The following is a 26,238-nucleotide window of genomic DNA, read 5'->3' as shown; positions in this document are numbered from 1 at the left end:
CCGTGACGATCCACGCCCCTTGAGCGCCTCCTCGCCGCATCGCGGAACGCACGGACGAACCCGTCGTCATGCGGATTTCACCGACGCGTCACACCCCCGGGCGTACGCCCTCCTGACCGGAGTTCCACGCGTCTGGAGGGTTCGCTCATGGACACCCTGTTTCGGGCAGCGACACTGTGCTTCGTCCTCCTTCTCGTCCCCGCCTTCGACGCGTCGGCGCAGGCCGTCGGCAGTTCGGAAGCCGGTACCGCGCGTTCGGTCGAATGGGGCAAGGTGCGCCGCGTGCTGGCGGTGACCATCCAGAACGACTCGCGCAACGTCGGCACCGCGACCGGCGCGGCGCTCGGCGGCATCGCCGGCAGCACCATCGGCGGCGGACGTCGCGCGAACACCGCGGGCGCGGTGGCCGGCGCCGTCGCCGGCGGCGCGATCGGCAACCGCATGACGCGCGGGGCGCAGCCGGGCATCGAGATCACCGTCGAACTCGAATCCGGGCGCACCATCGCCGTGACCCAGCAGGGCAACGTCAACGACTTCCGCGTCGGCGACCGCGTGCAGGTCGCCTCCGACGGCACGACCACGCGCGTGACCCGTTGACGCACGACCCGCGCCGGACCGACGTGCGATGAAGATCAGCGCCGGCGCCATCGCGGGCTGGATCACCGTCGTCGCGCTGCTGATGGCGCCGGAGCTGCGATCGCCGACGCTGCAGACGGGGTTGTTCGCGTGGCTGGTGATCGTGGTGCTGTGGAGCGCCTTCGACGCCGTGCAGGAAGCCGAGGCGCTGGCGCGCGAACTGCGCGAACCGTTCGGCACGCTGGTGCTCACGCTGTCGGTGTCGGCGATCGAAGTGGTGCTGATCTGCGCTGCGATGTTCGTCGACGAGGAAGTCTCCACGCTCGCGCGCGACGCGATGTTCTCGGTGTTGATGATCGTGCTCAACGGCGTGGTCGGCGTCGGCCTGCTGATGGGCGGCTACCGTTACCACGAGCAGCTGTTCAATCTTCAGGGCGCGACGGCGTACCTGTCGGTCGTCATCCCGTTGTCGACCATCGCGCTGGTGCTGCCCAGCTTCACCACGTCCACGCCGGACGGCACGCTGACGATGCTGCAATCGGTGTGCTTCTCGATCATGACGCTGCTGCTGTACGGGCTGTTCCTGTCGCTGCAGGTGGGCCGGCACCAGGCGTACTTCGCCGAGGCGAGCAACGCGCCGACGCTCACGCCCACCGTCACGCCCACGCCTGCCGAAGATGCGACGCCGCCACGCGAAGGCCGGCCCCGGCGCCTTGCGATGCACACCGCCGGTTTGCTGGCGTGCATGGTGCCGATCTCGCTGCTGGCCACGCCGCTGGCGGACCTGCTCGATCGCGGGCTCGCGCATTTCGGCATTCCGAATGCGGTCGGCGGCGTGGTGATCGCGCTGCTCGTGTTCGCGCCCGAAGGCATGTCCACGCTGATCGCGGTCGGCGCGAACCAGCTGACCAAGGCGATCAACGTCAGCCTTGGTGCGGCGACGTCGACGCTGGGCATCTCGGTACCGGTGACGTTGTTCATCGGCCTGGCGCGCGGCCAGCCGGTGCTGCTCGGGCTGCCGCCGGTAAGCATCGCGCTGCTGGCGGCCACGCTCCTGCTGACCACGCTCACCTTCCTCAGTGCGCGCACGACGATGCTGGTGGGCGCGGTGCATCTGTCGCTGTTCGTGGCATTCCTGGTGCTGGCGTTCAATCCCTGAGGTCGTAGTGCGGGAGGGGCGGTTTGTGGCGCCTTGCGTGCCGGCTCCTGTAGCCCGGGTAAGCGAAGCGCACCCGGGGAAACGCTGCCGGAATCCCCCCGGGTGCGGCTGCGCCTTACCCGGGCTACAAAGGCTGTCGCTGTTCGTGGCGTTTCTGGTGCTGGCGTTCGATCCTTGAGGTCGCAGCGGTTTGTGGCGCCTTGCGTGCCGCCTTACCCGGGCTACAAGGGCTGTCGCTGTTCGTGGCGTTTCTGGTGCTGGCGTTCGATCCTTGAGGCCGCAGCGGTTTGTGGCGCCTTGCGTGCCGGCTGCTGTAGCCCGGGTAAGCGAAGCGCACCCGGGGAGACGCTGCCGGAAGCCCCCCGGGTGCGGCTGCGCCTTACCCGGGCTACAAAGGCTGTGAGGTGAGGGGAAACAGACGCCTTCGCGCGCCACTTCACCCTCCCCAACCCTCCCTGCATCCGCAACCGCTGCCCGCTACTGAAACGCAAGCGCAAGCACCCGCAACGCGTCGCGCGTTCGGCGGTCGCTGAGGTTGCTGTACAACATCACCTCCTGCGAGCGGATCGCCGGCAGCGACAGCATGCCGCCGACGTCGACCGTATCCGGCGGCGCAGCGCGTCGCGCGAGGACCGCGACCGCAAGGCCCGCGACCGCGGCGGCGCCCAGGATCGCCGCGCCCTTGCCGACGAAGACTTCGCGCCATTCGATGCCCGCCCGGTCGAGCGCACGCACCGCCTCGGCGCGGGTGCGGCACGACTCGCCCTGCGTCGCCAGCGGCAACGGCTGGCCGGCGCGCGGCTCCCAGCCGGGCGCCGCGAACCAGGAGAAGGGTTCCGCGAACACCACCTTGCCCCGCTTGCCGCGATCGTCAGGACGCAGCACCAGCACCGCGTCGAGTTCGCCCCGCTCCTGGCTTGCCATGAGTTCCTTCGTGCCGGCGACGCGCATCTCGACGAGCAGGTTCGGATCGTGGTCCCGCATGCGCCGCAGCAGCAGCGGGAGCTCGCGGCCGACCAGTTGCTGGTTGATGCCGATCGCCAGCCGGCGCTGTTCGGTATCGAAGGCGGCGGCGGCGCGGTCGTGGGACGACACCAGTTCGCGCGCCACGTCCAGGAAGGCCAGCCCCTCCACCGACAGGCGGACGTGTCGCGGCGTACGTTCCAGCAGGCGGCGACCAAGCTGCTCCTCCAGCCGCCGCAGCTTGAGGCTCACCGCGGACTGCGTGGTGCCCAGCACCTCGGCGGCGCGGGTGAAGCTCTGCAGATCGGCCGCGAGCAGGAACGCCCGGACCGCATCCACGTCCATCGACTTCATCTGCATGGATTCGATTTCGAAATGACAGATATCTTTGTAGATGCGTTTTTCGCATCGGGCAAGCCGGCCTAGGATGGCGCCGGTCGATCATCGATCCCCACGGAGCCAACGCAATGAATCCACTGACGGGCGCACTCGTCGCACTGCTGGCGGGCCTGGCCGCGCGCGACGCGCAGGTGCCGCAGCACGCCTTCCCGCTGCAAGGCACCTGGACGCTCGTTGCCGCGGACAAGATTCTGCCGGACGGCCGGACGACGCGCGACTACGGCGATCACCCGATAGGCCGGCTCGTCGTCGACGGCATGGGGCGCTACTCGTTGCAGATCTTCAAGTCCGAACGCGCGCGCTTCGCGCGCGACAGCAAGGCCGATGGCAGCGCGGAGGAATTCCGGTCCGCGGTGATGGGCAGCAGCACCCACTACGGCGCGCTGGCGATCGACGAACGCGCGGGCGTGCTGGTGTTCTCGATCGAAGGTTCGTCGTTCCCCAACTGGGAAGGCACGGTCCAGAAGCGCCAGTACCGCCTGGACGGCGCACGGCTGCGTTACGAGGTGCCGCCGCGCGCGGACGGGAGCATTCCGGTGTCGGTGTGGCAACGGCTCGATTGAGCCCCTCCTTCCGATTCACCACCTCACGGCCGAGCCCGCCATGCCGCACTTCGTGGTCGACTGTTCGCACGACCTGCTCCAGATCCACGACGAAGCAACGATCATCGCCCGCCTGCATCGCGCGGCGACCGCGTCCGGACTGTTCGACGAGGCGGACATCAAGGTCCGCGTGAACCCCTACCGCATTCACGCCGTGGGCGGCGCGCGGGAGGATTTCATCCACGTCTTCGGCTGGATCATGCAGGGGCGCAGCATCGAGCAACGCGCCGCGCTGTCGAAGGCGATCGTCGGCGAGCTGGCCGGGATGTTTCCCGCGCTTGCGCGCATCGCGGCGAACATCGCCGAGTTCGAACGGGCGACCTACTGCAACCGCGCGATGCTGTGACGGACGCCCGGGCCATCCCGGCGCGCCACTGTGCCGGCTCTGTCCACACGCGCGAAATACGGCAAACGTCGAGTCCGCTCGCATCCGCCGCACCGGGTGCGCGATACGCTTGGGCCGTCCAGTCCCGAGGCTCCCATGCGCCACACCCTGCTTGCCCTTGCCTGCCTGGCCGCCGGCCCGGCCTTCGCCCTCGATGCCCCGCCGCCGGCGGAAGCGCCCGTACTCCACGACATCGGCACCGCGCCTTCGGCCACGCGCATCGAGAAGGACGTACGCAAGCTCGTGTCGTTCGGCACGCGGCACACGCTGTCGAGCCAGACCGACCCGAAGCGCGGCATCGGTGCGGCGACGCGCTGGATCCACGACGAGTTCGAACGCATCTCGCGCGAGTGCGGCGGCTGCCTGGACATCCGTTACGTGAAGGGCACCGTGCAGGGCGAGCCGCGCATTCCGCAGGCGACCGAAGTGGTCAGCGTGATCGCGATCCAGCGCGGCACCGCCGACCCGAACCGCTACGTGATCATGAGCGGCGACATCGATTCGCGCGTGAGCGACGTGATGAACGCCACCGCCGATTCGCCCGGCGCGAACGACAACGCGTCCGGCATCGCCGGCACGCTCGAAGCCGCGCGCGTGCTCAGCAAATACAAGTTCCCCGGTTCGATCGTGTACGCCGCGCTGGCCGGCGAGGAACAGGGCCTGTTCGGCGGCAAGTTCCTCGCCGAAGAAGCGAAGAAGAACGGCTGGCGCATCGAAGCCGTGCTCAACAACGACATGATCGGCAACAGCGCCGGCATCAACGGCGTGGTCGACAACACCACCGCGCGCGTGTTCGCCGAAGGCACGCGTGCGAACGAGAGCGCCGAAGAGGCACGCCAGCGCCGCTTCACCGGCGGCGAGGTCGATTCGCCCACGCGCAACCTCGCGCGCTACATCGACGTCATGGCCGATTACGTGCCCAACCTCGACGTGATGATGGTGTACCGCCTCGATCGCTTCGGGCGCGGCGGACATCACCGGCCGTTCAACGACCTCGGCTATCCCGCCGTGCGCGTGATGGAGACGAACGAGCACTACGACCGCCAGCACCAGGACCTGCGCACCGAGAACGGACGCGTCTACGGCGACACCATCGAAGGCGTGGATTTCGCCTATGCCGCCAAGCTCACCGCGCTCAACGCGGTGAGCCTGGCCGGCATGGCGCTCGCGCCGCCGCCGCCGGCGAAGGTCGGCATCGAAGGCGCCGTGAGCGCCGACACCACGCTCAAGTGGGCGCGCCCGACCGCCGCCCAGGCGCCGAACCTCGCCGGCTACAAGGTGTACTGGCGCCTCACCACCGAACCGCGGTGGACGCACAGCCGCTGGGTGGGCGACGTCACCGAATTCACGCTGGAGAACACGGTGATCGACAATTACTTCTTCGGCGTGGCCGCGGTGGCGAAGGACGGCACCGAGAGCCCGGTGGTGTTCCCGGGCCCGGCGGGCAGCTTCGGCGGATATTGATGGGATGCGATGACGCAGCAGGGAGCACGCCCTGCTGCGTCGTTTGAAGCCGGCGTCAGCGTTCCGCCCATCCGAGCGAATCGGGTGAGCCGTCCGGATGCGACGCCCAGAACAGCCGGTTGATTCCGCCCGGGCAGTTCACGCCCGTGAGCGTGCTGGTGACCACGCCGTCCTGCGTCGCCAGGTCGGTACGCCAGCAGCTTCCCTGCGAGTCGCGGAAGCCATGGCTGTGCTGGCCCTGCCACAGCGTCGGCTGGTGCGCCTCGTCCACCGCGAACGTCAGGCCGGCTTCGTGGTTCAACCGGGTGATGTGGCGGCCGATGGCGGGACGCCAGCGTTCGGTCTGCTGCACGAAGCGCTGTTGCAGGTCGGCCGAACGGAACGCATAGGCGAGCATCAGCGGATAGCGCGTGACTTCGCGGTCCTCCGCGATCAGCCGGCCAGCGAGATAACGTCGGCTGACGCCGTTCACCGTGTTCTGGTGGTCCACCGCGAGGCGATACGCGTCGTCGTCGAGGCCGGGCGGATCGAACGAGTAAGGCGACAGCACGTTCTCGAAGCGTACGTTCCGTTCGACGGTGCTGCGGACGCGTCCGCGCGCGGTGTCGATATAGCCCTCGATCGCGTAACTGCGCACCGACGTGGTCCGCACTTCACCACTCACCTCGCCCGCGGCGTTGCGCGCGAGCGTGCTGGTGACGGTCGGCGCCGGCGGCTGGCCCGCGAGTGTGTTGCGCGTGACCTGGCCGGTGACCTGCGCGGTGTCGGGGTCGCGATAGATCAGCAGCGCGCCCATCGTGGCCATGTCGTAACGCTCGCGCATGCCGGCCACCTCGAGGCCGATGAGATGGCTCGCGCCGTCGCTCAACACACCGGCGAACGGGGTCAGGTCCACGCGATACGGCATGAGGTTGAGCGCCTGCGGCGACGGCGCAGGCCGCTTCAGGCGTGTCGTGTCCCAGTACACGTTGAAGTACGGATACACGCGCGGGAACACCGGCACGACACCGGCGGCCTGCCCATCGAGGGTGACCTGCACCTCGCGGAACGCACCACCGCGGCAGCCCTGCGGCGGCGGCTCGCCTTCCAGGCCGAAGCGGTTCGGCCCGATGGCGAGGCGGTTCGCCAGTTCCGGGAACTGCGTCATCGCCGCATCGGGCATGCAGGTGAACCAGAACAGGTCGTTGCCGTGGTTCTGATGCACCATGACGTCGAGGTACGCGCGCTCGACATTGCGCGGCAGCACGACTTCCGGCCCGCCCTCGCCCCAGCCGGTGAGATCGTGGACTTCGTCCGGCACGCGCGACGCGGGATTCGTCGCGGTCGCCGGATAGAACTGCATCGTCGCCGACACGTAGTACGGCGAGGAGAAGTTCGGCCCGTAGCGCGGCGTGCCGTCGATGCGGAGCGTGCCGTCGCGCGGCGCCTTCAGGTGAGCGCTGTAGTCGGTCACGTCGCGCTCGATGTCCCAGCGCGTCGGCCCGAGGTTGTCCTGCGCGCCGCCGCTGTAGAGCGGCACGCCGTCCAGCCACAGGCTCGCGTACATGAAGCCGTCGAGGTAGGAGTTGGTGCTGTCGCTACGCAGCGTCATCTTCAGCACCACCTTCGCCCACGGCCCCGGGCATGCGGCGGGCGGCGCGTACGGAAACACGCCCTCGCCGTCGAACCAGGCGATGCCGATCGAGATCATCTCCACGTCGTGGAACAGTTCGACCTCGCACGGCGTGCCGGCGGGTCGCGGCACCTGCGGGCCGGGCGAGACGACATCGCCCGCGCTGGCCGCCGATGAAGTCGTGCGTGGTGCGTTGACGTCCGGTGACGACGCGGCCGTCCGGAGCCAGCCGGTCGATGCGGTCCGCTGCACGGCTTCTGGCGAACGCGGGCCCTGCGCCGCGTACACGCCCATGACGATCGTGGCGAGCAGCCCGACGACCGCGAGACTGCGTCCTGTACCTGATGGGTTCTTCATGCCTGTTACCTCGAAGGTCGCGCCCTGCCGCGCGGAGCCTGGCAACGGAATGGAAGCGTTCCTTCGCCGACAGGCAGGGCGCTCGGCGAAGCGGCGGAAGTCCGCCCGATGGTCCACATCGATGAGGCGCTTCGCGATCCGCTCCGCCGCGTTCGATACGCGTTGCACGGGCATGGCGTCGCCATGCCGTCGTGCGGTGCGCACGACGTGCCGATCGACACGACGGATCCGGATTACGTCAGCGAGGGACGGTACAGATACGATCGCGCGACAGGTCGGGGGCCGTGCCGCTATCGCGAGGCGAAGGCCTGGAACGCATGACGTTTCCTCCAATGAAAGTCGACCCGTCGCGGCGCGGAGCCTAGCACCGGCGCTTTCGATGAAGGCTCACCCGCCTGCGACAACGCTTAAACCCGTCCTTGCGTCACGGTTCTCGACCGAAGACAAGACTCTTCGGCGCATAAGACGAGCGTTGCGGCGTTCACGCGGCGCGCGCTGGAGGCACGCGCCACTGCCTTGCAGCGCGCGTGCGACGTATTCAGATCGCTCAGGGAGCTTCAGGTCGCGTTGGCTGCATCGATGCGCGATGACGCATCGACGCGGCGCGCGAGACGGCCGCGTGAAGGCTGAATCGATCAGGATTCCGGGTCGTACATGATCTCGCGCACCTCCTGCGCGCAGCGGCACGCGGCGGCGATCCGTGCCGCCCACATCAAAGCGTCCTCGCGCGAGGGCACTTCGATGATCGAGAAGCCGCCGATCACGGCCTTGGTTTCCGGGTATGGACCGTCGGCGACCGAGCCGTCGGGTGCGACGACGCTCGCCCGCTGGCGCTCGATGCCGGCGCCGAAGATCCACGCGCCAGCGGCCTTCGCCTCGCGCACCACCGCGCGGGATGTCTCGCCCGCAATACGCAGGTCTTCCCCGGACAACCGCATCCAACCGTCGTCGAACGAAATCAGGTATCGCGCCATCGCAGCTCTCCTTCGCTTCGCAAGTCACCCCGGTGAGTCGAACGCAGATCCCGTGCACGACCGGAACGCTACAACGATCCGATCGCAACGACCGCCAGCGTGGCCAAGCCCGTCGTGAAGGTGGCGATGCGCTGCCAGGTCCGCGCGACACGGGACGTGGCGAGCGCGTAGCCGGACGCCACGACCAGGCCCAGCAGCGCGAGGAGCGCCGCCACGAGCGTCCACGCCGAGACCTGCCACACGAGCAGGTTGCCCGGAAACACGATGAGCACGCCCGTCGCGATGAACGCCACGCCCATCGCGCCAAGCAGGACCGCGTTGGGAACCAGGAAGGTGCGAGCCGTCATCGCGCTGTTCCCTGCGGAACGGTCGTCGTGCGCGATCACTTCAATACCTGCTGCGCATCGACGATGTCCACGCCCTGCAACTGGCCGAGCCATCCGTCGAACCACGGCTTGTGCGCGACGCCCACGATGGAAAGCACGCGCGCGCCCGGTCGTTCGCGGAACGCCTCGCGGATGTTGGCGACCATGCGCAGGTTGCGCGTCTCCCATCCGGCGACCCACATCTGCGGGTAGCGCTCCGGCGCGGCTGCCCGCATCGGGCCGACGATGTTGTGTTCGGCGTTCACGCGCATGCTTTCGGGCGTGTTGATGTAGCGATACAGCGCGAGCATGTCGCCGCGTTCGATGAGCGCCTTCTCCTGCGCTTCGCGCTCGGCCATCGACGTCCCGGACGCGTTCCACGCGTCCTGCAGCGCCTTGCCGAACGCTTGGCCGTCGTCGACCTGCACGTTGTCGCCGGTGTGGTTGTCCACCGGATACAGGCGTTGCAGACCGAGTCGTGCCGCCAGCCGCGCGGCGATCCGGTAGCTCTCGCTGTTGCTCGCGGCGATACCCGCGAGCCTGGATACGAGCGCATCGTCCAGGCCGTCGCCCGCGCGACGTTCGGCGGCGGGCAGTTGCAGCCATTGCACGTACGCGGAGGCAGGATCGCCGGCCGCGAGGAACAGCGCCGCCAGATGCCTGCGCTGCGCGGGCGACGGCTGCGCGGCCCAGTTCTTCAGCGTCGTTTCGATCTGCGCGCCCGCGGCGACGACATCCAGACCGGTGGCCTGCCTGGCATCGTCGGTGCGCGGGCAGAACCGCGGACCGTACAGCTCGGCATAACGCGCACATTCCTCGCCGGGCAGCTGTTCGATGGTGATGATGTCCGGCTTGAACGCAGCAAGGCGTTCGATCACCGGCGCCAGCGTTTCCTCGCGAAGCCCCTCGGGCAGTTCGCCCAGATGCACGCTTCCCAGCACCAGCACCTGCGCACGCGGGCCGGTCGCCGCGCTGTCCAGCGAGGCCAGGTCGACCTGTGCCTGCGTCGCGAACGGCAGCGCCAGCGCGCAGGTCCACAGCCACCGCATTGCTTTCATGCTCATGCACGATTCCCGTCCGGCGCCGGCACGGCGCGCGCACATTCTTGCAAGGCCATGCGCGGCGGCGCGCGTGACTTTCGACATGCGCGCGCTCGCGGCGTCAGGACGCCGGCGCGTTGATGACCGCCTCGATGCGGTGACCGTCCGGATCGACCAGGAAGGCGGCGTAGTAGTGATCGCCGTAATCCGGACGCAGGCCGGGCACGCCGTGGTCGAGGCCACCGATCTTCAGCGCGGCGGCATGGAACGCATCGACCGCCGCCCTCGACGACGCGCTGAACGCGATGTGGAATCCGGCGCCGGGTGGCTGCGCGTCGTCGCGCAGTTTCAGGCAGAGCAGGTCCTCGTCGTCGATGACGCCGTAGCCGATCGCGGTGTCGTCCTCGAACACGCGGCGGTAACCCAGTGCGCCGAGTGCCGCGTCGTAGAAGCGCCCGGCGAGGTCGAGATCGCGAACGCCGATGGAGAGGTGATGGAGCATGGTGATGTTCGATGAAGTGGGGGAAGCGACCGTAGCCATCGAACCCGGATACTGCAACCGCGTCTGGTCCGGCGCATCAATCGCCAAGGGAACCGGAAAGCGCTTCAAGCACCGCATCCGCCACCGCCCGCGGCTGGTCGAGTCCGATGTCGTGCGAGGTCTCCGCCACGGCGACGCGCCTGGCGCGCGTGGACGATGCGGCCAGGCGCGACTGGGTCTGCTCGCGTGCGGCCCGCATCGCCTTGCGCACGTCGTCCGGTACGCCGGGGAAGTCCTGCGGCGCGGTCAACACGACGACGGGAATCGAGCCGTAGGTTTCGTTCGACGGCACCGGTTCGGCGAACACCGCCGTGTTTCCGTCGAGTTCGGAACGCAGCGTGCGCCAGTACGCCGGCTTGAGCTTGTTCGCGCGCGCCGCCGTGGCGACGGCGGCGCTCTGCCACGGCGGCGGCGCGCGCAGGCAGGCTTTCAGCGGGCCGTCGGCCGCATCCAGCGTGCCGGCTTCGGCCGCCTTCGCGCAGGCGTCGAGGAAGGCGTTGCGCTGCACGCGTGCGGCTTCGCCATCGCGTTTCCACTGTTCGGGGAGCTGCGCGCCCTGCTCCGGCGGATCGACCAGCACCAGCGCGGCGACGTCGTCCGGATGCTGCTGCGCGTAGCGACGCACGATGTTGCTGCCGAGCGAGTGGCCGACCAGCACCAGCGGCCCGCGCAACTTCGCCTTCGTCGCCAGCGCGTGCAGGTCGTCCGCATCGGCCTGCACGCTGCGCGGCAGCGGGCCTTCGTCGCTGAAGCCGTAACCGGCGCGATCGTAGGCGCAGACCCGCGCATGTTTCGCCAGCAGCGGCTGCACGCGGAACCACACCGTCGAATCCGCATTGCCGCCCGCTTCCAGCAGCACCGTGCGCGGTCCCTTGCCGCTGCAGCGCAGATTGAGCGCGCGGCCGGGCGCGATGGTCACGCGTTCGCCGGGCTGCGCGTAGGTGTCGGGCGTCTGCTGCGGAGCCGGCGTTGCCGCGTGCAGCGGGGCGCCGGCGATGAGGGAAACGAGCACCAGACTGCGGCACATCGACGGCATGGGCATTCTCCGGCGTGGGGTGGCGACGACGATCGGCAAGATCGCTAGTGCGGGTCCAGGTAACGGATCCTCGTGGCGCCGCCGTGCTGCAGGATCAGCCCGGCACGCATCGGCGGCAGCAGGACGGCGACGGGATGGGTGGTGTTCGCCTTGTAGCGCCAGGCTTCGCCGCCCTGGAGATCGATGAGTTCGATCTTCCCGCGCCTGGACAGGTTCCCGGCCAGCACGAGCCACGGCTCGCCGGGCGTGTACGACGCCCGGTGCACCGCTTCCAGGGTCAGCGGAAAGGTGCGCTCGCGCCGCCACGTCTGCGTGTTCCATTCGACGATTTCGGCCTGTTTTCCGGTGACGCTGGGCGGTGTTTCCCTGCGCGTGCGGCTCGGCAGCCAGTGCACCGTGACCAGACGCCGGCCTTCGTCGCGCAGCATCGTCGCGAGCACGTCGGTGCGCGACTCCAGGCCGTGCGTCGTAGTGCTGCGTACGACGCGCAGGCGCGGGACGACGCCGGCGGTGTCCAGCCGCAGCAGCCTGAGTTCGCCGCTGCTGCTGCCGGCGGCGATCAGGCCCGAGGCCCGATCCGAGCCCAGCGCCGTCACCGATCCATCGAAATCCACCGCCTCGCCCACCACCGCGCGACGCGCGTGGTCGTACAGGCGAAGCTCGTCGGCGCTGGCGATCAGGTAATAGCCCTTGACCGGCGCGGCGCTCACGGGGCCGCCGTGCCATTCGCCCGGCAACGAGGCGAGCAGTTCGCCGCTGCGCGCGTCCCACACCTTCGGCATGCCCTTCGGATCCAGGCCCATCGCCGTCGTCCCGGCCGACGTGGTCAGCACGATGCCGTCCTCGCTGCCGATCGCAACGTGGTCGATGCGGACGGTGTGCGCCTCGCGCGACATGCGCGAATCGATCCTGCGCGTGTCCCAGATCTCCAGCCGGCCGCTGTCGCGTCCGATGGCGAGGACCTTCGAACGCGGGTCGTACGCGACCGCCGTCGCATCGTCGTCCATGCCGCGATTGAGGTCGACGAAGTTCTCCAGGAACACCTCGCCGGGCGGCGCGCCGCGGTAAGCGAGGCCACCGCCGACGGGCACGAAGGCCGCGCAGGCGAGCGCGGCGATCCACTTCCATGCCGATCTGCCATCCATGTGATCGCTCCGAATCGCGCGTGCGGCGAAGGAATGCGGCCGGCGCGATGCCGGCGTCCGCCGATGCTACCAAGCCCGCGCCTTCGCTACCGGCCGTACGGCGTGGAGGGATGTTCCGGCATTTCGGCCGTGCGTGATCCCAAATCACTCAACGGATGCCCATGGCAAGTGACTCGCATCACAGAATGTCCGGCGTCGTCCCGGTCGCGTCGTTACGCTCGCGATCCGCCGCGAAGACGCGATCAGGGCAAGCTCGCGCACGTTCTTGACACGCGGCGCGGACGCGGCCGATTCTGCCGCGGGGAAGGCCGGATGAGTCTGCATGTCGCGACCCATGTCGTTGACCACCATGAACGACCTGTGGGAGGGTCGCGCCGGTCACGCGCATGCTGCGGTGCCGTGGCAGCGCAGCCTCCGCACGCGGCTGGTGCTGTGGTTCGGCGCGCTGTCGCTGGGTCTGATCGCGCTGATCCTGATCGCGGCGTACTGGATCGGCCGCCAGCAGCTGATCGACAACGCCGCGCAGCGCGTGCGCTTCGATGCGATCCGCACCGCCGACCGGTTCGACGCCGCCGCGCGTTCGCTCAACCTCACCGCCGAAGGCATCGCCGCGATGGCGATGGACACTTCGATGGATCGCGCGGGCGTGATCCGCATGTTGCAGACGCTGGTCGACACCGATCGCCGCGCGATCGGCGGCCTCGTCGCGCTGCAACCGGGCGTGCTGCCGGACGGCCAGCCGCTGGCATACCACGCAGGATTGCCGTCGGCCGGCGTCGCCGATCGCGACATGCTCGCGACCGGCTACGACGTCTTCAGCAAGGACTGGTACCTGCGCACCGTGCGCGGCGGCGAAGCCTGGTGGTCGGAGCCCTACCTCAACGAATCCGCCGGCGGTCGCTGGATGACCACGCTGAACCTGCCGCTAAGCGATCCGTATCGCCAGCGCACGGTCGGCATGGTCAGCCTGGACGTGCCGATGGAAACCCTGTCGGATCTGCTCGCGCCGATGAACGACCTGCCCGGCGTGCAGGCCACGCTGTACACGCCGCAAGGGCGGGTGGCGGTGGATCCGACGCCCGGCGTGGCGTTGAAGCACGACATCGCGCAACAGGTCGCGACGTTCGATCGTCCCGATCTGCTCGCCATCGAACAGGCGCATCGCGCGCGCCGCGAATACCTCAGCGCGGCGGCGGCGCGGTCCGGCGACGGCGGCCATCTTGCGCTGGTGCCGGCCGATGGCGGCTGGAGCGTGCAGCTGTGGGTGTCCGATGCCACGGTGATCGAACAGCTCGGCGAACGCTTCCGCATGCTGCTGGCGGGCGGCCTGCTGACGATGCTCGCGCTGGCACTGGTGGTGATCCGCCTGAGCCGGCGCATCACCGATCCGCTGGTGTCGTTGACCGACGTGGCGCGACGTTTCGCTTCGGGCGAATTCGATTCGTCGATCCCCAAGTCACCACGCGGCGATGAAGTCGACGTGCTTTCGCATGCGTTGGAACGTGCCGGCGAATCGATCCAGTCGCAGATGGCGCAGATCGACCGCATGGCCGCGGCGCGGCAGAAGCTCGACAGCGAACTGTCGATCGCGCGCGACATCCAGCGTTCGATGCTGCCGACCGCGCCGTCGCTGCGGCACGGCTCGCGCAACCTGAAGACCTTTGCCGCGCTGGAACCGGCGAAGGCGGTCGGCGGCGATTTCTTCAACTTCTTCCTGCGCGACGGCCGGCTGTGGTTCGCGATCGGCGACGTGTCCGACAAGGGCATTCCCGCCGCGCTGTTCATGGCGCGCAGCCTGGCGGTGCTGGAAGCGGCGATCCATCGCGACGGCGCCACGCCCGCGCAGGCATTGAAGGAATCGGCGCAGATGCTCGCGCAGAACAACGAGACCTGCATGTTCGCCACGGTGCTGTGCGGCACGGTGGACATCACCAACGGCGAGCTCGCCGTCGCCAGCGCCGGCCACGACGCGCCCGTGCTGCGCCGCGCGGATCGCAGCGTCGTGCCGTTGCCGCTGGAATCCGGCCCGCCGCTCGGCTTCGAAGTCGCCGAGGCGTACGCGCAATGGCGCGGCCGTCTGGAGCCGGGCGAGGCGTTGCTGGCCTACACCGACGGCATCACCGAAGCCTTCGATGCAAGCAACGAAGCCTTCGGCGAACACCGCCTGTTGCAGGCCGCCGCCACCGACGGCGACGCGACGGTGCTGTGCGAACGCGTGCTCGCGGCGGTCGCGGGATTCGCGATGCAGGCGCCGCAATCGGACGACATCACCGTGCTTGCCGTCAGCATGGACCCGCTTCCCGAACTCCAACCCTGTTGAGGACCTGCCGTGCAGATCCGGATCACCGTTCCCAACGAACTCGTGCGTTTGCGCGATCTCACCGCGGCGGTCGACGCCGTGCTCGACACCAACGCGGTGGCGCGCGAAGTGCGCGACGACGTGCGGCTGATCGCCGAGGAGATCGTCGCCAATGCGATCGAACACGGCGGCTGCGACGCGCAGACCGAGATCATCGTCGACATCACCTCGCGCGGCGAACACCTGCAGATCGAGTTCCGCGATTGCGGTCGTGCGTTCGATCCGCTCACGGTGGCGCCGCCGGAACTCGACGCCGACATCGACGAACGCGGCGTGGGCGGGCTCGGCCTGCACCTGGTGCGCGAACTCGCCGAGAACCTGAGCTACACGCGCGAAGAACCCTACAACGTGTTGCGCGTCACCGTGCGTGGCGCGACGCAACTTCCGAACTGAGAGGACGCCCCGTGGACCTGCACATCAAGCTCGAAGAACCCAAGGCCCACACCTGCCTGGTGACGCTGTCCGGGCGGCTGGACACGCACACCTACGAGGAACTGGACCGGCAGATCGCACCGGTGCTGGCCGGCGACGTGAACGCGATGGTGTTCGACCTGGAACACCTGGACTACATCAGCTCGGCCGGCATCCGCTCGGTGTTCAAGGCGCGCAAGGCGATCGAGGGACGCGGCGGCAAGGTGCTGGTGACGCACCTGCAGCCGCAGATCCAGAAGGTCTTCGACATCGTCAAGGCCGTGCCGCTGTCGTCGATCTTCTCATCCGTCGCCGAGGCCGACGAATACCTGGACGCGATGCAGAAGCGCGTGCTGGAGCAGCGGGAGGATTCGTTCTGAGCGATGCGACAGCGGCGCGCACCACCCGGGTGCGGCCTTCGGCCTTGCCCGGGCTACAGGGGCGACGCCCGCGAACCGCGATGCTGCTTCTGCTCGTGTAGCCCGGGTAAGCGAAGCGCATCGGGGTCCGACGCGACACCGCCAAGCGAACCCCGATCGCATCGCAACCGCGATGACACGGGCCGCGCTTGTTTCAACCCGCCGGCACCCTCGCAAACCCGTTCTGCGCAAGCCACCCCGCCAGCGCGAAGAAGTACTCCGCAGCCTCCGGCTGGTATTGCCTGCTCAACTTCGGATCGATCTGCTGCATCGGCGACATCGACTTCATCATCGCGTGATCCGCGCCATCGATCGCCACCACGCTCACGTTCTCCCTGCCCAGCGCGCTGGCGCGATCGACCGAAATCTGCACCGGAATCCAGACGTCCTTCCGGCCGAACACCAGCAAGGCCGGCGCCCGCACCTTCGTCAACGCATCGAGCGGGTCGTTCGATATCTCCTTCAGCCAGCGCGACGTCTTCGGATCGCCCAGCGTGCCGCCCATGTAGATCAGCGGAAACCACGGTTTGGATTTCGCGCGGTCGTGCTTCGCCTGCGCGGGTTCCGGTGCCATCTGCCCGCGGATGTGCGCGTCGACGGCTTCGCGCGCTTCGGTCGCGATGGCGATGTCCGCCTCGCTCACGCCGTGGATGCGCAGGATGTTGCGGGTGGCTTCGATCATTTGCACGTCGGCGGTCACCAGCGGCGCCGACACGGAGACGACGAAGCCGGCCTGCGGATCGCGCGAACCGGCGAGCGTCGCGATCCATCCGCCCTGGCTGTAGCCCCAGTAGCCGACGGAAACGCCACGAAGATCCGGCTGCGAGGCGATGAACTTCCGCGCGGCAATGGCATCGTCCGCGAGCACCGTGTAGTCGGAATTCTTCAACTCGCCACTCGAACGGCCCGCGCCACGACGATCGAACACCAGCACCGCGACGCCAATGCCCGGCAGGCCTTCATGCAGGTGCCGGAAAATCGCGCTGGATCGTTCGCCACCCGATGCGCCGTGCGCCGCGACCAGTGCGGAGACGATCTTGCCGCTCTTCGGCCGGTACAGCGTGCCCGCAAGACGCACCTCGCCGTTCATGAACGTCACCTCCTGCGCGCATACCGCTCCGGCGCAGGAGGAGGATTCCTGCGCCGACGCTGGATGCAGCGCGAGGAGCAGCAGTGTCGTGAGGAGTGCGGAGAGGATCCGTCGCATGGGGCCGTCACCGGGAAGGAGTGCGCGGCTCGCACGAATACCAGACAACGCCGCGCGTGACACCCATCCAATGACCCATGCGTGACGCGGCCACGCATGCCCGCTTCGATCGGAAACGCCCTCCGTGGCGCGCGCGACGAGCGCTTACGCCGCCTTCAATCGCTCGGTGGCGAGCTTGGCGATCTGCCAGAACATCGACGCGTCCCCCGCTGCGCGCGCGGCGAGCATCGCGCCGTGGATCGACGCCATGTACGTGGCGGCTTCGGCCGGAGGGGAATCGGTCAGGCGCATTTCGCCCTTGGCGACGCCCTCTTCGAGGGTAGCCGCGATCCAGGCCTGGAGGTCGTCGAAATGCGCCCTCACCTCGGTGGCGACTTCGGCGGGAACGGTCGGCAGTTCCGCCGCCAGCAGCGCGCAGATGCAGATCGGCGGACTCGAACGCTCGATGCATTCCGCCCAGACCCGGCTGTAGGCGACGAGCCGCTCGAACGGTCCGGGGCTCGCCTGATCGAGCGATTGCAGGCCGCGCCGCATCGCATCGCGATGCAGCACGACGGTCGCCTTCACCAGCTCCGCCTTGCTGGGGAAGTGATGGTGGATGCTCGCCTTCCGCACCTCGACGAGTTCGGCGATGTCCGCGTAGCTGAAACCGTTGTAGCCGCCGACGGCGATGAGCTCGTTCGTGCGCTGGATGATCTCCAGCGCCTTCGGGGAATACTGCGAGGTCGCGCGGGACATCAACTTCCTGCCTTGTTCAACACCAGTGGCTGCCGCTTCAGCGCGCGCAGCTGCAAGGGAATACCCACGATCAGCGCCAGCAGCAACACACCCTGCGCGCCCAGCAGCAGCGGATCCTTCATGTCGGTGACCAGCGGGTTGCCGGCCGGCAGCCGCCGCAGGGTCTCGCTCACCGTGGGCACCATCAGCAGGAAGACGCTGAGGCTCAGCGCGATGGTTTCGACGTAACGGACCGATCGCATCGCCGTCGGCCATTTCGAGATGCCGAACCCGACCAGCAACGCCACCAGCGTGACGGTGGCGATGATCGAGCTGACGGGCTGATGGGCGATCGGGTAGACCGTGAGCACGCCCAGCAGCATGAACCAGAAGTACGCGCGACCCGCCCGGGAGTGCGGGGTGATGCGTCCGTGCCGGAACAGCATGTGCGCGGCCAGCGGAATGGCCGGGAGGCTGCCGAGCGTGTGCAACCAGCCGAGAGGCGAAATGCTCATGGGGTCGTTCCTGGTGGGGTGCGGCGAACACTACCTACCAGTAGGTAGGCTGTCAACGCCTCGGTTCGACGAGCGGCGGAATGCCCCCCCCTGCCGGACGAAACCCCCCGCCAAACCGACTTCAACGCCCGCGGTCGCGCCGCCACCATGCGCGCAAGGCCAGCGCGATGAGCGTGGCGAACACCACCCACGACACCGCGTCGAACACGCCGTCGCCGATCAGTGCGCTGACCAGCCCGACGAGGCTGGCGAGCGCGATCAGGAATGGCGCGACGAAGGGATTGCGCGGCGCGCCAGGGACGCCGCTCATGCCGTCGCTCCGTTGCGACCGTTGGCGTCCAGGCCGGCGCGCTCGATCTCGGACACGCGCGCTTCGGTGCTGCCGCGCTTGAACCACAGGACCAGGCCCGACACGAGCACGGCGATGGTGAGCAGGTCGAGCAACGCCCACAGGATCTTCAGCGGCATGCCGCCGTAATCGCCGAAGTGCAGCGGCTGCGAGAGCAGCAGCGTGGTCATGTAGCCGGGCAGCTGTGGTCGCGCCGTCACCGCGCCGGTTTCGGCATCGATCAGGACCGGGCGGTACAGGCGTTCGGTCAGTGGCGTGTTGCCATGCATGAACACACCGTAGTGATGATCGCCGCTGTAGCCGGTGCCAGGGAAACTCACGAACGCGGGCGTCATGCCGGGTTCGACCTTGCGCGCTGCGGCGACGGCGGCGTCCAGCGGGGTCAGCTGCGCCGGGCGTGGCCGGCCTTCGTATTGCCGGGCGAATTCGCCGAGCTGTTCGGCCTGCCACGCCGACTCCAGTGGCTGCGCGAGCGTGTTGATCGCGCCGGTGATGCCGACCACGAAGGCCCAGCCCAGCGTGACCACGCCCAGCACGTTGTGCAGGTCCAGCCAGGCGAGTCGTCGGCTGCGTCCGGCGCGCAGCGTGCCGAATGGCAACTTGCGCATGAAGGGACCGTACAGCACCAACCCCGACACGATGGCGACGGCGAACAGCAGCGCCATGACGCCGAGGAACAGCATGCCCGGCAGCCCGACGAAAACGTCGGTGTGCAGGCGGTACAGGAAATACATCACGCCTTCGTTGAACTGCGCCGCCGGCAGCACCTCGCCCGTGTACTGGTGCAGCACGGCCGTGTGCATTTCCGGCGGCGGCGTGTCGGGCCGCGCGCCGGTGTTCACGTAGACGCTCGGCGAATGGTCGTCCCAGCCGAAGAACAGCGGCACGTCGCCCGGGTACTTCGCCAGCGCCTTCGCCACCAGCGCGTCGAGGTTGGCCGGTTGCGCGCCGGCCGGCACGGGCGCGACTTCGGGAGCGGCGCCGGTGAGGTGGCTGATCTCCTCCCAGAACACCAGCGGCAACCCCGTCAGGCACAGCAACAGCAGGAACGTCGTGCACATCAGGCTGGTCCACTTGTGGACCAGGAACCAGGCCTTGAGCGTGCTTCGCTGCATGCGTCGCCTCAGAAGCGCCAGGTGACCGTGCCGACGACGGTGCGCGTGTTGCCGCTGAAGCAGTCGCCGAAGTAGCGGCAGGGCGCGAAGTACTCCTTGTCGAACAGATTGGTCACGTTGAGCGAGAACACCCATTGCGGCATCTGCAGTTCCAGCATCGCGTCGGCCAGCGTGTAGCTGGGCGTGCGGATCGACGTGAACTCGCCGGCCGACACCGTCGAACCCACGTACCGGCCGCCAAGACCTGCGCGCAGGCGCATGTCGTCGCCCACCTGGAAGCCCTTGGCCAGCCATACCGACGCCAGGTCCTGCGGCGTGTCGTTGAGCGGCTTGCCGACTTCCCAAGCGATGTTGCTGCGCGTCACCTCGGCATCGTTGTGGCTGTAGCTGGCGGTGATGGTGAAGTCGTTGTCGAAGGCGTAGATGCCTTCCAGCTCGTAGCCTTCGGACTCGATCTCGCCGGTCTGCACCACGTTGAGCACGTTCTCGGGATCGTTGGTCTGCCGGTTGGTGTCGGTGATCCGGTAGAACGCGGCGCTGAACATCGCATTGCGCGTGGGCTGCCACTTCACGCCGGTCTCGACCTGGTGGCCTCGCATCGGCACGAAGGCGTTGCCGTACAGGTCCTGGCCGAGGATCGGCAGGAACGACTCGGTGTAGCTGACGTACGGCGACACGTTCGCGCCGACGTCGCCGATCAGACCAACGCGGTACGTGGTTTCGTTGTCGGTCTGGTCGGACTGGCCCTGCGTTTCGGAAACGACGCGGTCGCGCCGCGCGCCCAGCACCAGGGTGACGCGGTCGGCCCAGCGGATCTGGTCCTGCACGTAGACGCCGGTCTGCGTGCTGCGCTGGTCGGGCAGTGCGACGTACTCGGGAATGGCGACGCCGCTCGACACCGGATCGTAGATGTCGATAGGCGTGGTCGTGCCCGAGAACGTGGTGGATTCCTCGCGGAAGTCGGTGTAGTCCACGCCCGCCAGCAGCAGGTGCCGGAACGCACCGGTGGCGAAGTCGAACTGCAGCGAGTTGTCCGCGGTGAGGATGCGATCGTCGGGCTTCACGCCATAGGTCAGGCGGTTGACCACGCGGTCGTCCTCGTCGATGAAGGGATCTTCCGGATTGCTGTACGTGTCCGGGAAGATCTCGCGGAAATCGGTCTTCGAATCGATGTAGCGCAGGTTCGAGCGCCACGTCACCACATCGTTGAACGCGTGGTCGAACAGCACCGTCGCGCTGGCGACGCGTGCGTCGAGCTTGTCGAAGCCCTTGTCGCCCAGGAAGGTCGACGGGTCCAGCCGGCGCCCCGGCGGCGCGTGCAGCGTCGCGGCGACAGGCAGGAACTGCTGGCTCGACGCGGTCCTGTCGCGCTGGTAGCTCGCCAGCACGGTGAGGTTGCTGCGCTCGCCGCGCCAGGTGATCGACGGCGCGATGTAGACGCGGTCGTCGTCGATCTCGTCGGTCTGCATGCCCGAATCGCGCACCACGCCGACCAGGCGACCGGCGAGGTTGCCGGAATCGCCGAGCTGGCCGGTGACGTCGCCCTGCAGCTGCCTGCGATCGAAGTTGCCGACCTGCAGGCCGATTTCGCCGCCGTCCTGGAAACCCGGGCGCTTGCTGATCGCATTGATGATGCCGCCGGCGGCACCGGCCCCGTAGAGCATCGAGGAAGGGCCGCGCAGCACTTCCACGCGCTCCAGCCCGTACACCTCCGGCCGCGCCGCCGGACTGAAGTTGAACAGCTTGCGCATGCCGTCGACGTACTGCACGGGATCGAGGCCGCGGATCGTGCTGGCGTCGCCACGCGTGTCCAGGCCCCACGCGTCGGCGGTGACGCCGGCGCTGTAGCGGAGCGTCTCCTGCAGGTTGCGCGCACCGCGATCGGTGAACAACGCCGAGGTCACCACGCTGATCGCCTGCGGCGTTTCCATCAGCGGCGTGTCGGTCTTGGTGGCGGTGCTGGCGCGCTCGGCGACGACAGTGACGCTGTCCAGTGCATAGGCGTCGTCGGTCGATTGCGCCTGCGCGATGGCCGAAGCCAGCACGGTGGGCGCCAGCAGAGCCAGCATCAAGGCGGCGCGGTGCTGCGTGGAGCGGGTGGAACGGGTCATCGGTCGCTTCCCCAGGCGAACTTCGAGACCCCGCATTATGGGAATCGCTCACGTCAAACGCAAATGATTCTCAAAAGCAAGCGCGGCGTATGCAGCCGACGACACCGCGTGGCGGCCTACGCAGCGCATTCGGCCGGCACGAATGCGCTTGCGATTGCGACGCGATCGGCTACGGGTTCGGGGTGGGCAGGTCGATGGCGCCGATGTCGGTGAACGCGCCATGCGTTCGCGGGAAGCCCGGCCCACGCTGGTCGTACTGCAGGCCCAGTGCGTTGTTCCCGCGCTCGAGCAACGGGCTGTTGCGCTCCGGCAGGTGCGTCGGCGTCGGCCCGCCGTTGCTGGCGAGCGGTAACAGCAGCGGCTCCTCGGTGATGATGGTGTCTGCCGGAAGTGGCGCGCGCGAACGTCCCACCAGGTTGTGGCTTCCGGTCACTGCCTCGCCGTCGAGCAGCGGGAAGATGTCGATGCCTGGTCCCGCGCTGCACAGGTTGCCGGCGACGACCGTGCTTTCCAGGTGCAGGCCGGTTGTGCCCTCGACGGCGCCGTTGCAACCGCCGTCGCGTTCATCGTTGAGGGTGATGGTGCTGTTGTGGATGCGCGTGTTCGCCGGCAGCGAGCCGACGCTGTGGTAGTACGCGATGTTGCCTGAGAGGGTGCTGTCGACGATCTCCGCGTTGTTGACGGGGCCGCGCAGCGAGATGCCGCCACCGCCGTCGATGGCGCGATTGCCGGCCAGGGTGCTTTTGTTCAACAGCAGGCCCAGGCCCGGCAGGCCGCTGGGAAAGAGCACGATGCCGCCCCCGGTCGAGGCGACGTTGTTGCGGATCTGCGAGTAGGTGACCGCTACCTTGCTGCCGGAAATGCCGCCACCTCCCAAGGTCGCCGCGTTGCCCACGACCTGGCTGTGGTACAGCGTCAGGCGAAACCACGCGTGCACGGCCCCGCCCCAGCCGCGGTCCGCGAGGTTCGCGTATGCCTGGCTGTGCGCGAGCAGCACGCTCTCCCCGATGATGGCGCCGCCCGCGCTCGAGGGTTCCGCGCCGGCGCCAGGGATGGCCTGGCAATGGTGGACCGAGGAGCTGATCACCTCCACCGTGCCCGAGGATTTGATGCATCCGCCATCGGCGTAGGTGGTGGTCAAGCGCCCATTGGCCACGCTCAGCCGGTACACGCGCAACGTGCCCGTGCCGATGTGGCGGATCGCGCGGCCCTTCGCGTTCGCATCGATCGTGAGCGCGTGGCGGCTGCGACCCAGCAGCGTCAGCGAGCCCTGCGGAACGACCAGTTCTCCCGACGTGAGGACGATGCGGTCGCAGCGCAAGCCGATCAGGTCGATGTTGTCGCCGCTCTGGGCGATGGAGATCGCGTTGCGGAGACTTCCCGCGCCGCTGTCGTTGCAGTTGGTGACCACGCGCGTGGCCGCACGCGCATCCTCAACGGGAACCAGCGCGCCGCCAGCCAGTGCTGCGGCGAACGCGACGATCGAAGTGGAAGCGGGACGGGACATGAGCGCACTCCTTCGAAATGCGATGTGTGCGGTCGAGCCCGCTTCCGTTGCAGCGAACCGCGGACGGAAGTATTGCCATCGAATCCGGTGCCGTGGTGAAGCCGCGAGCGCATCGCCGCGGCGGTCGCGCAGTCAGCCATGGTGGCGCATGCAATGCGCGTGCTTTTCCGACAAGCGGTTCTTCGATTGCAGAGATCTCGCCAGCGACGACACGTCCTGGGAGCCCGATCGGCGTCGGCGCACGAACCAGTGCGCGTTCCTGCTTCACGAACATGATGAGCACGTGCACTGCACACTGCGCGACAGACTGCTGGGTCGATCCGACCAGTCGCGCGACGACGAGCACCGGCGTCAGGTAGTCGATCGGGACCAAGCTCAGCACGCCAAGGCTCGTCTTCCAGGGGCCCGCCAACCACGCGCGAAAGCGGAAGAAGAAATGCGGATCCTTGGCGCGCGGCAGGCAGAACACCGATAAAAGCCGCGCTGGGGATCGCCAGGTGGAGGTTGCGGGGGGACCTAATGTCCGCTACCGGCCAGAAGCGGACCTTAAAGGGTGCGGATCGTGCGGAATCGAACGCTACATTCACTTTTCACTGGTGCGCGTGATCTCAGTTGTTCCCGTCGAGTCAACGATGACCCCGTACAGATAAGTCCGCGACTCATACTCCACAAGCCAGAGCTTTCCATCACTCTCTGCACTGGTGAATTTGAGGCTCCCGCACGCCACGCGGTTCGAAGCGCAGTGCTCAGCCATAGCTGCATCAGCCAGCGCCCGAACGTTGTCCTCCGTTAGGTCGCCAAGGCCGCAGGCAGATACGATTGCGAGCGACGAGACGAGTGACGCGATGCGAGACCACTTCTTTAAGAGCCTCATCATGGGTACGCACGTCCGCTAAGGGTCGGAACCGGACATTAGCACCGTCAAGGCGAGCTCGCCCGAGCAGGAGTCCGCTATCGGCCAGAAGCGGACATCCAACAGGTGACTTCTCCACGCTTAGAGGACGTGACCAAGCACACCCGACAACTAAGCCGTTGGCGGTTGTAGTGCCAACAATCCGGCGCTTGCGAAAGGTGCAACTGCATGATCGGGACAATCGCTGTGATGTAGTTGAGGATCAGCGGCCGATCAACCCCGTACGGTACCCGGTTGGCACCGTCTGGAATCGCGCGGTGGCCTACTTTGCTTAGCCTTGGCCGGTATCCCTAACGACATGGTCACGAGAGTCAGAGCACACTGCAGACATCATCAACTCTCCAGACCGAACTACTTCAGCGCACGCGCATAAAGCGCTCTAGGCCATAAGAACGGCCAAGCCTCACGGTTCGAGTCGAACGGGGCCATCGGCGAAGCTGAATCGCTTCGCCGATGCCGTTAGCCCCCGCTGGCGTGTAATGGAGCTGCCACGAGAATGCCCATGAAGCCGGTAACTGTCAGCGCCTGCATTCTGTTTGCGAGCGCGATCGCAATTGAAACCATCGTATGGATGACGTTTCTGAGGGGCTTGAAGTTGCGGCATCCTGAACAGTGGATGCACGCGGCTCAGCCTACTCGCTGGCACGATCGCACCGTCCTAAGCGCGCGCAGCACGATGCTCTATCTGCTGACGCGAGAATATATGGACAGCATAGACGAAGCGGGTACACGCTACTGCTCTCGCTATCGCTCGATCTTGCTGTTGGCGTATTGGTGCACGGTCTTGGCAGGCATCGCCGCCGTAGTGGCGCTCGCGGTCGAGAGCTGATACTCCGATGTCTCTCCGCGCGACTCCAGGCGATGTGACTGCGCAGATGCTGCGGGAGTGCGGACGCGTCTACGTGACTGACGATAAGCGATTCGCTCTACTCTCCAAGGATAGGCTACTGCCGCGGTTCAGGACGTCCAGGGCCGAAGGCAGGATGAGTCCGCCGGAGCTTCAGGTGATCGTTCGCGATCTCACACGGGAGGAGTTCGAGCGGGTATCGGCAACCCTGCAAGCACTGGATTCCGATCGAAGCTACGAAGACTTCGCAACGGCGCAGATACCACAGCGCTCGACACACTGAAGGCGGGCAACAACGTGGTGACGAGCGAGCCGTGCAGTTGTCCCGTATCGTCGTCTGAGTAGATGATCGTCACAGCAAACCGCACGAGTGAGTGCGGACGAATCTACTTCGTAAGGAACGACTCTTGATCAAGCTAGGCGAAAACTGGATCAACCCCCGCCACATCGTCCACATGACTGTCGTAGAGCCAACGTCGGATGGCGGCGGAAAGTTCACCATCTTCTTCGTTAATGGCCGCGAGTTCGCGGTTCGAATGACGGAACTGGCGCAGGCTGTCTACGAGCAGGGGCTTATAGTCAAGTCGCTCGGCGGCAAACCCTAATGGATGACTGGACTATTCGGCGAATGGCCGTTCGCGCCTCTGGTCCACTTCATCTCGGGCCGAAGCGACCGGAGCGAAACGGAGACAACTCTATGAGGAGGACAAGCGGTGTTAGTCCTCAAGGAGCGCCCCAGGCTCATGCCTTGCGGGGTTGCTGATGCGCGACATTGACGTTGTCACTCATGCCCTTTGTGCCCGGTACCCGGGTCTCACAGTTTCGCAACTGGGTGTTCGTCACCTGAGCCCTGACGATCGCGGAGTTTGGTTCGTACGACATCCCGCAAGCCCCTTCGAGGTTCGCCTGCAGGCTTCGGCCGGAAGCTTCCCGCTCGAGCTGGCATCAGACGCTGATACGTCGCGAACCCTCATCACGATGACCGACACTGCCATAGACGTCGTGGCTGAGAAGCTAGGATTGACTGGGCAATCCGCGTCACTTGGTGACGAGAGCTAGCAACCCGTCCCGGACATTCGCGAGATCGTATGCGGCGGCTTCGGAGCTGACAATGTGTCAGCCTAAGTCGGGAGTCGCGCTAATGGTTGCA

General features: G+C 67.4%; 26 protein-coding genes. 11 read left to right on the top strand and 15 right to left on the bottom strand.

Translation table 11 applies throughout. From position 1 onward, the window contains the following. The first annotated feature begins 147 nt into the window (after positions 1-147). Entirely contained in the window at positions 148-597 is a 450-nt protein-coding gene (locus tag AC3ANK_RS01410) for an outer membrane lipoprotein (protein WP_484171915.1), read from the top strand. Positions 598-625: 28 nt separating this feature from the next. Then, on the top strand, positions 626-1,735 hold the full coding sequence (locus AC3ANK_RS01405; RefSeq protein WP_484171914.1) for a calcium:cation antiporter: 1,110 nt from the start codon (positions 626-628) through the stop codon (positions 1,733-1,735). A 477-nt stretch (positions 1,736-2,212) separates the two neighbouring features. On the opposite strand, the gene AC3ANK_RS01400 is transcribed toward AC3ANK_RS01405, so the two are convergent. Continuing rightward, positions 2,213-3,058 carry a LysR family transcriptional regulator gene (locus AC3ANK_RS01400; protein WP_484171913.1) on the bottom strand — a complete coding sequence of 282 codons (846 nt, stop codon included), beginning with the start codon at positions 3,056-3,058 and terminating at the stop codon, positions 2,213-2,215. A gap of 107 nt (positions 3,059-3,165) precedes the next feature. Between AC3ANK_RS01400 and AC3ANK_RS01395 the strand changes: the two genes are divergently transcribed. The 3 genes from AC3ANK_RS01395 (at position 3,166) to AC3ANK_RS01385 (ending at position 5,548) form a co-directional block, all read left to right on the top strand. Further along, the gene (locus AC3ANK_RS01395; protein WP_484171912.1) at positions 3,166-3,660 is read left to right on the top strand and encodes a lipocalin-like domain-containing protein; all 495 of its coding nucleotides are present in this window, start codon (positions 3,166-3,168) and stop codon (positions 3,658-3,660) included. A gap of 40 nt (positions 3,661-3,700) precedes the next feature. Continuing rightward, positions 3,701-4,045: a 5-carboxymethyl-2-hydroxymuconate Delta-isomerase gene (locus tag AC3ANK_RS01390; RefSeq protein ID WP_484171911.1), complete on the top strand. Its 345-nt coding sequence runs from the start codon at positions 3,701-3,703 to the stop codon at positions 4,043-4,045. 135 nt (positions 4,046-4,180) lie between these two features. Then, complete coding sequence (locus AC3ANK_RS01385) at positions 4,181-5,548, top strand: M28 family metallopeptidase (RefSeq protein WP_484171910.1); 1,368 nt, start codon at positions 4,181-4,183, stop codon at positions 5,546-5,548. Between the two features lie 55 nt (positions 5,549-5,603). On the opposite strand, the gene AC3ANK_RS01380 is transcribed toward AC3ANK_RS01385, so the two are convergent. Beyond that, positions 5,604-7,517: a peptide-N4-asparagine amidase gene (locus AC3ANK_RS01380; RefSeq protein WP_484171909.1), complete on the bottom strand. Its 1,914-nt coding sequence runs from the start codon at positions 7,515-7,517 to the stop codon at positions 5,604-5,606. A gap of 108 nt (positions 7,518-7,625) precedes the next feature. Between AC3ANK_RS01380 and AC3ANK_RS01375 the strand changes: the two genes are divergently transcribed. Next, a complete protein-coding gene (locus tag AC3ANK_RS01375) occupies positions 7,626-7,838 on the top strand; it encodes a hypothetical protein (protein ID WP_484171908.1) in 213 nt (70 codons plus the stop codon). 314 nt (positions 7,839-8,152) lie between these two features. Here AC3ANK_RS01375 and AC3ANK_RS01370 read toward each other — a convergent pair whose 3' ends face one another. From AC3ANK_RS01370 to AC3ANK_RS01345, 6 genes are all read right to left on the bottom strand, one after another. Beyond that, positions 8,153-8,491 carry a YciI family protein gene (locus AC3ANK_RS01370; RefSeq protein ID WP_206860330.1) on the bottom strand — a complete coding sequence of 113 codons (339 nt, stop codon included), beginning with the start codon at positions 8,489-8,491 and terminating at the stop codon, positions 8,153-8,155. A 68-nt stretch (positions 8,492-8,559) separates the two neighbouring features. Beyond that, positions 8,560-8,838: a hypothetical protein gene (locus tag AC3ANK_RS01365; protein ID WP_206860331.1), complete on the bottom strand. Its 279-nt coding sequence runs from the start codon at positions 8,836-8,838 to the stop codon at positions 8,560-8,562. A gap of 35 nt (positions 8,839-8,873) precedes the next feature. Then, on the bottom strand, positions 8,874-9,920 hold the full coding sequence (locus AC3ANK_RS01360; RefSeq protein WP_484171907.1) for a DUF5694 domain-containing protein: 1,047 nt from the start codon (positions 9,918-9,920) through the stop codon (positions 8,874-8,876). Positions 9,921-10,017: 97 nt separating this feature from the next. Further along, on the bottom strand, positions 10,018-10,398 hold the full coding sequence (locus AC3ANK_RS01355; protein ID WP_206860333.1) for a VOC family protein: 381 nt from the start codon (positions 10,396-10,398) through the stop codon (positions 10,018-10,020). 76 nt (positions 10,399-10,474) lie between these two features. After that, the gene (locus tag AC3ANK_RS01350) at positions 10,475-11,473 is read right to left on the bottom strand and encodes an alpha/beta fold hydrolase (protein WP_484171906.1); all 999 of its coding nucleotides are present in this window, start codon (positions 11,471-11,473) and stop codon (positions 10,475-10,477) included. Positions 11,474-11,517: 44 nt separating this feature from the next. Next, positions 11,518-12,618, bottom strand: a complete 1,101-nt coding sequence (locus tag AC3ANK_RS01345) for a WD40 repeat domain-containing protein (RefSeq protein ID WP_206860334.1) — start codon at positions 12,616-12,618, stop codon at positions 11,518-11,520. A gap of 334 nt (positions 12,619-12,952) precedes the next feature. Between AC3ANK_RS01345 and AC3ANK_RS01340 the strand changes: the two genes are divergently transcribed. From AC3ANK_RS01340 to AC3ANK_RS01330, 3 genes are read left to right on the top strand one after another with little or no spacing between them, the layout of a single operon-like run. Further along, positions 12,953-14,938: a SpoIIE family protein phosphatase gene (locus tag AC3ANK_RS01340; protein WP_484171905.1), complete on the top strand. Its 1,986-nt coding sequence runs from the start codon at positions 12,953-12,955 to the stop codon at positions 14,936-14,938. Positions 14,939-14,947: 9 nt separating this feature from the next. Continuing rightward, positions 14,948-15,370, top strand: coding sequence for an ATP-binding protein (locus AC3ANK_RS01335; RefSeq protein WP_206860336.1), 423 nt, complete (start codon positions 14,948-14,950; stop codon positions 15,368-15,370). Positions 15,371-15,381: 11 nt separating this feature from the next. Continuing rightward, positions 15,382-15,768, top strand: a complete 387-nt coding sequence (locus tag AC3ANK_RS01330) for an STAS domain-containing protein (protein WP_484171904.1) — start codon at positions 15,382-15,384, stop codon at positions 15,766-15,768. Positions 15,769-15,961: 193 nt separating this feature from the next. Here the strand turns inward: AC3ANK_RS01330 and AC3ANK_RS01325 are convergent, their stop codons facing one another. From AC3ANK_RS01325 to AC3ANK_RS01295, 7 genes are all read right to left on the bottom strand, one after another. After that, the gene (locus AC3ANK_RS01325) at positions 15,962-16,897 is read right to left on the bottom strand and encodes an alpha/beta hydrolase family protein (RefSeq protein ID WP_206860338.1); all 936 of its coding nucleotides are present in this window, start codon (positions 16,895-16,897) and stop codon (positions 15,962-15,964) included. Positions 16,898-17,158: 261 nt separating this feature from the next. Next, positions 17,159-17,752, bottom strand: coding sequence for a TetR/AcrR family transcriptional regulator (locus AC3ANK_RS01320; RefSeq protein ID WP_206860339.1), 594 nt, complete (start codon positions 17,750-17,752; stop codon positions 17,159-17,161). After that, positions 17,752-18,246 (bottom strand): hypothetical protein, encoded by a 495-nt coding sequence (locus tag AC3ANK_RS01315; protein ID WP_242525012.1) that lies wholly within the window; start codon positions 18,244-18,246, stop codon positions 17,752-17,754. The genes AC3ANK_RS01320 and AC3ANK_RS01315 overlap by 1 nt, the downstream gene beginning before the upstream one ends. Before the next feature lie 121 nt (positions 18,247-18,367). Continuing rightward, a complete protein-coding gene (locus AC3ANK_RS01310) occupies positions 18,368-18,556 on the bottom strand; it encodes a hypothetical protein (protein WP_206860340.1) in 189 nt (62 codons plus the stop codon). Beyond that, positions 18,553-19,710, bottom strand: coding sequence for a PepSY-associated TM helix domain-containing protein (locus tag AC3ANK_RS01305; protein WP_206860341.1), 1,158 nt, complete (start codon positions 19,708-19,710; stop codon positions 18,553-18,555). Before AC3ANK_RS01305 ends, AC3ANK_RS01310 begins: the two co-directional genes overlap by 4 nt. A gap of 8 nt (positions 19,711-19,718) precedes the next feature. Beyond that, entirely contained in the window at positions 19,719-21,821 is a 2,103-nt protein-coding gene (locus tag AC3ANK_RS01300) for a TonB-dependent siderophore receptor (RefSeq protein ID WP_206860342.1), read from the bottom strand. Positions 21,822-21,990: 169 nt separating this feature from the next. Then, positions 21,991-23,328 (bottom strand): choice-of-anchor Q domain-containing protein, encoded by a 1,338-nt coding sequence (locus tag AC3ANK_RS01295; RefSeq protein WP_206860343.1) that lies wholly within the window; start codon positions 23,326-23,328, stop codon positions 21,991-21,993. Between the two features lie 1,415 nt (positions 23,329-24,743). On the opposite strand from AC3ANK_RS01295, the gene AC3ANK_RS01290 reads away from it, so the two are divergent. Both AC3ANK_RS01290 and AC3ANK_RS01285 read left to right on the top strand, forming a co-directional pair. Then, the gene (locus tag AC3ANK_RS01290) at positions 24,744-25,070 is read left to right on the top strand and encodes a hypothetical protein (protein WP_206860355.1); all 327 of its coding nucleotides are present in this window, start codon (positions 24,744-24,746) and stop codon (positions 25,068-25,070) included. A gap of 425 nt (positions 25,071-25,495) precedes the next feature. Beyond that, complete coding sequence (locus tag AC3ANK_RS01285; protein WP_206860356.1) at positions 25,496-25,693, top strand: hypothetical protein; 198 nt, start codon at positions 25,496-25,498, stop codon at positions 25,691-25,693. The last annotated feature ends 545 nt before the right edge of the window (positions 25,694-26,238 follow it).

Source organism: Lysobacter sp. SCRH-1R, assembly GCF_057747855.1.
This window is presented reverse-complemented; position numbering and strand designations above follow the sequence as displayed.

Coding starts and splice junctions, on each gene's coding strand:
- AC3ANK_RS01295 (WP_206860343.1), bottom strand. CDS start 23,328: ATGTCCCGTCCCGCTTCCACTTCGATCGTCGCGTTCGCCGCAGCACTG.
- AC3ANK_RS01400 (WP_484171913.1), bottom strand. CDS start 3,058: ATGCAGATGAAGTCGATGGACGTGGATGCGGTCCGGGCGTTCCTGCTC.
- AC3ANK_RS01360 (WP_484171907.1), bottom strand. CDS start 9,920: ATGAGCATGAAAGCAATGCGGTGGCTGTGGACCTGCGCGCTGGCGCTG.
- AC3ANK_RS01390 (WP_484171911.1), top strand. CDS start 3,701: ATGCCGCACTTCGTGGTCGACTGTTCGCACGACCTGCTCCAGATCCAC.
- AC3ANK_RS01365 (WP_206860331.1), bottom strand. CDS start 8,838: ATGACGGCTCGCACCTTCCTGGTTCCCAACGCGGTCCTGCTTGGCGCG.
- AC3ANK_RS01350 (WP_484171906.1), bottom strand. CDS start 11,473: ATGCCGTCGATGTGCCGCAGTCTGGTGCTCGTTTCCCTCATCGCCGGC.
- AC3ANK_RS01370 (WP_206860330.1), bottom strand. CDS start 8,491: ATGGCGCGATACCTGATTTCGTTCGACGACGGTTGGATGCGGTTGTCC.
- AC3ANK_RS01355 (WP_206860333.1), bottom strand. CDS start 10,398: ATGCTCCATCACCTCTCCATCGGCGTTCGCGATCTCGACCTCGCCGGG.
- AC3ANK_RS01325 (WP_206860338.1), bottom strand. CDS start 16,897: ATGAACGGCGAGGTGCGTCTTGCGGGCACGCTGTACCGGCCGAAGAGC.
- AC3ANK_RS01345 (WP_206860334.1), bottom strand. CDS start 12,618: ATGGATGGCAGATCGGCATGGAAGTGGATCGCCGCGCTCGCCTGCGCG.
- AC3ANK_RS01300 (WP_206860342.1), bottom strand. CDS start 21,821: ATGACCCGTTCCACCCGCTCCACGCAGCACCGCGCCGCCTTGATGCTG.
- AC3ANK_RS01405 (WP_484171914.1), top strand. CDS start 626: ATGAAGATCAGCGCCGGCGCCATCGCGGGCTGGATCACCGTCGTCGCG.
- AC3ANK_RS01410 (WP_484171915.1), top strand. CDS start 148: ATGGACACCCTGTTTCGGGCAGCGACACTGTGCTTCGTCCTCCTTCTC.
- AC3ANK_RS01320 (WP_206860339.1), bottom strand. CDS start 17,752: ATGTCCCGCGCGACCTCGCAGTATTCCCCGAAGGCGCTGGAGATCATC.
- AC3ANK_RS01375 (WP_484171908.1), top strand. CDS start 7,626: ATGGTCCACATCGATGAGGCGCTTCGCGATCCGCTCCGCCGCGTTCGA.
- AC3ANK_RS01305 (WP_206860341.1), bottom strand. CDS start 19,710: ATGCAGCGAAGCACGCTCAAGGCCTGGTTCCTGGTCCACAAGTGGACC.
- AC3ANK_RS01310 (WP_206860340.1), bottom strand. CDS start 18,556: ATGAGCGGCGTCCCTGGCGCGCCGCGCAATCCCTTCGTCGCGCCATTC.
- AC3ANK_RS01290 (WP_206860355.1), top strand. CDS start 24,744: ATGAAGCCGGTAACTGTCAGCGCCTGCATTCTGTTTGCGAGCGCGATC.
- AC3ANK_RS01340 (WP_484171905.1), top strand. CDS start 12,953: ATGTCGTTGACCACCATGAACGACCTGTGGGAGGGTCGCGCCGGTCAC.
- AC3ANK_RS01395 (WP_484171912.1), top strand. CDS start 3,166: ATGAATCCACTGACGGGCGCACTCGTCGCACTGCTGGCGGGCCTGGCC.
- AC3ANK_RS01380 (WP_484171909.1), bottom strand. CDS start 7,517: ATGAAGAACCCATCAGGTACAGGACGCAGTCTCGCGGTCGTCGGGCTG.
- AC3ANK_RS01315 (WP_242525012.1), bottom strand. CDS start 18,246: ATGAGCATTTCGCCTCTCGGCTGGTTGCACACGCTCGGCAGCCTCCCG.
- AC3ANK_RS01385 (WP_484171910.1), top strand. CDS start 4,181: ATGCGCCACACCCTGCTTGCCCTTGCCTGCCTGGCCGCCGGCCCGGCC.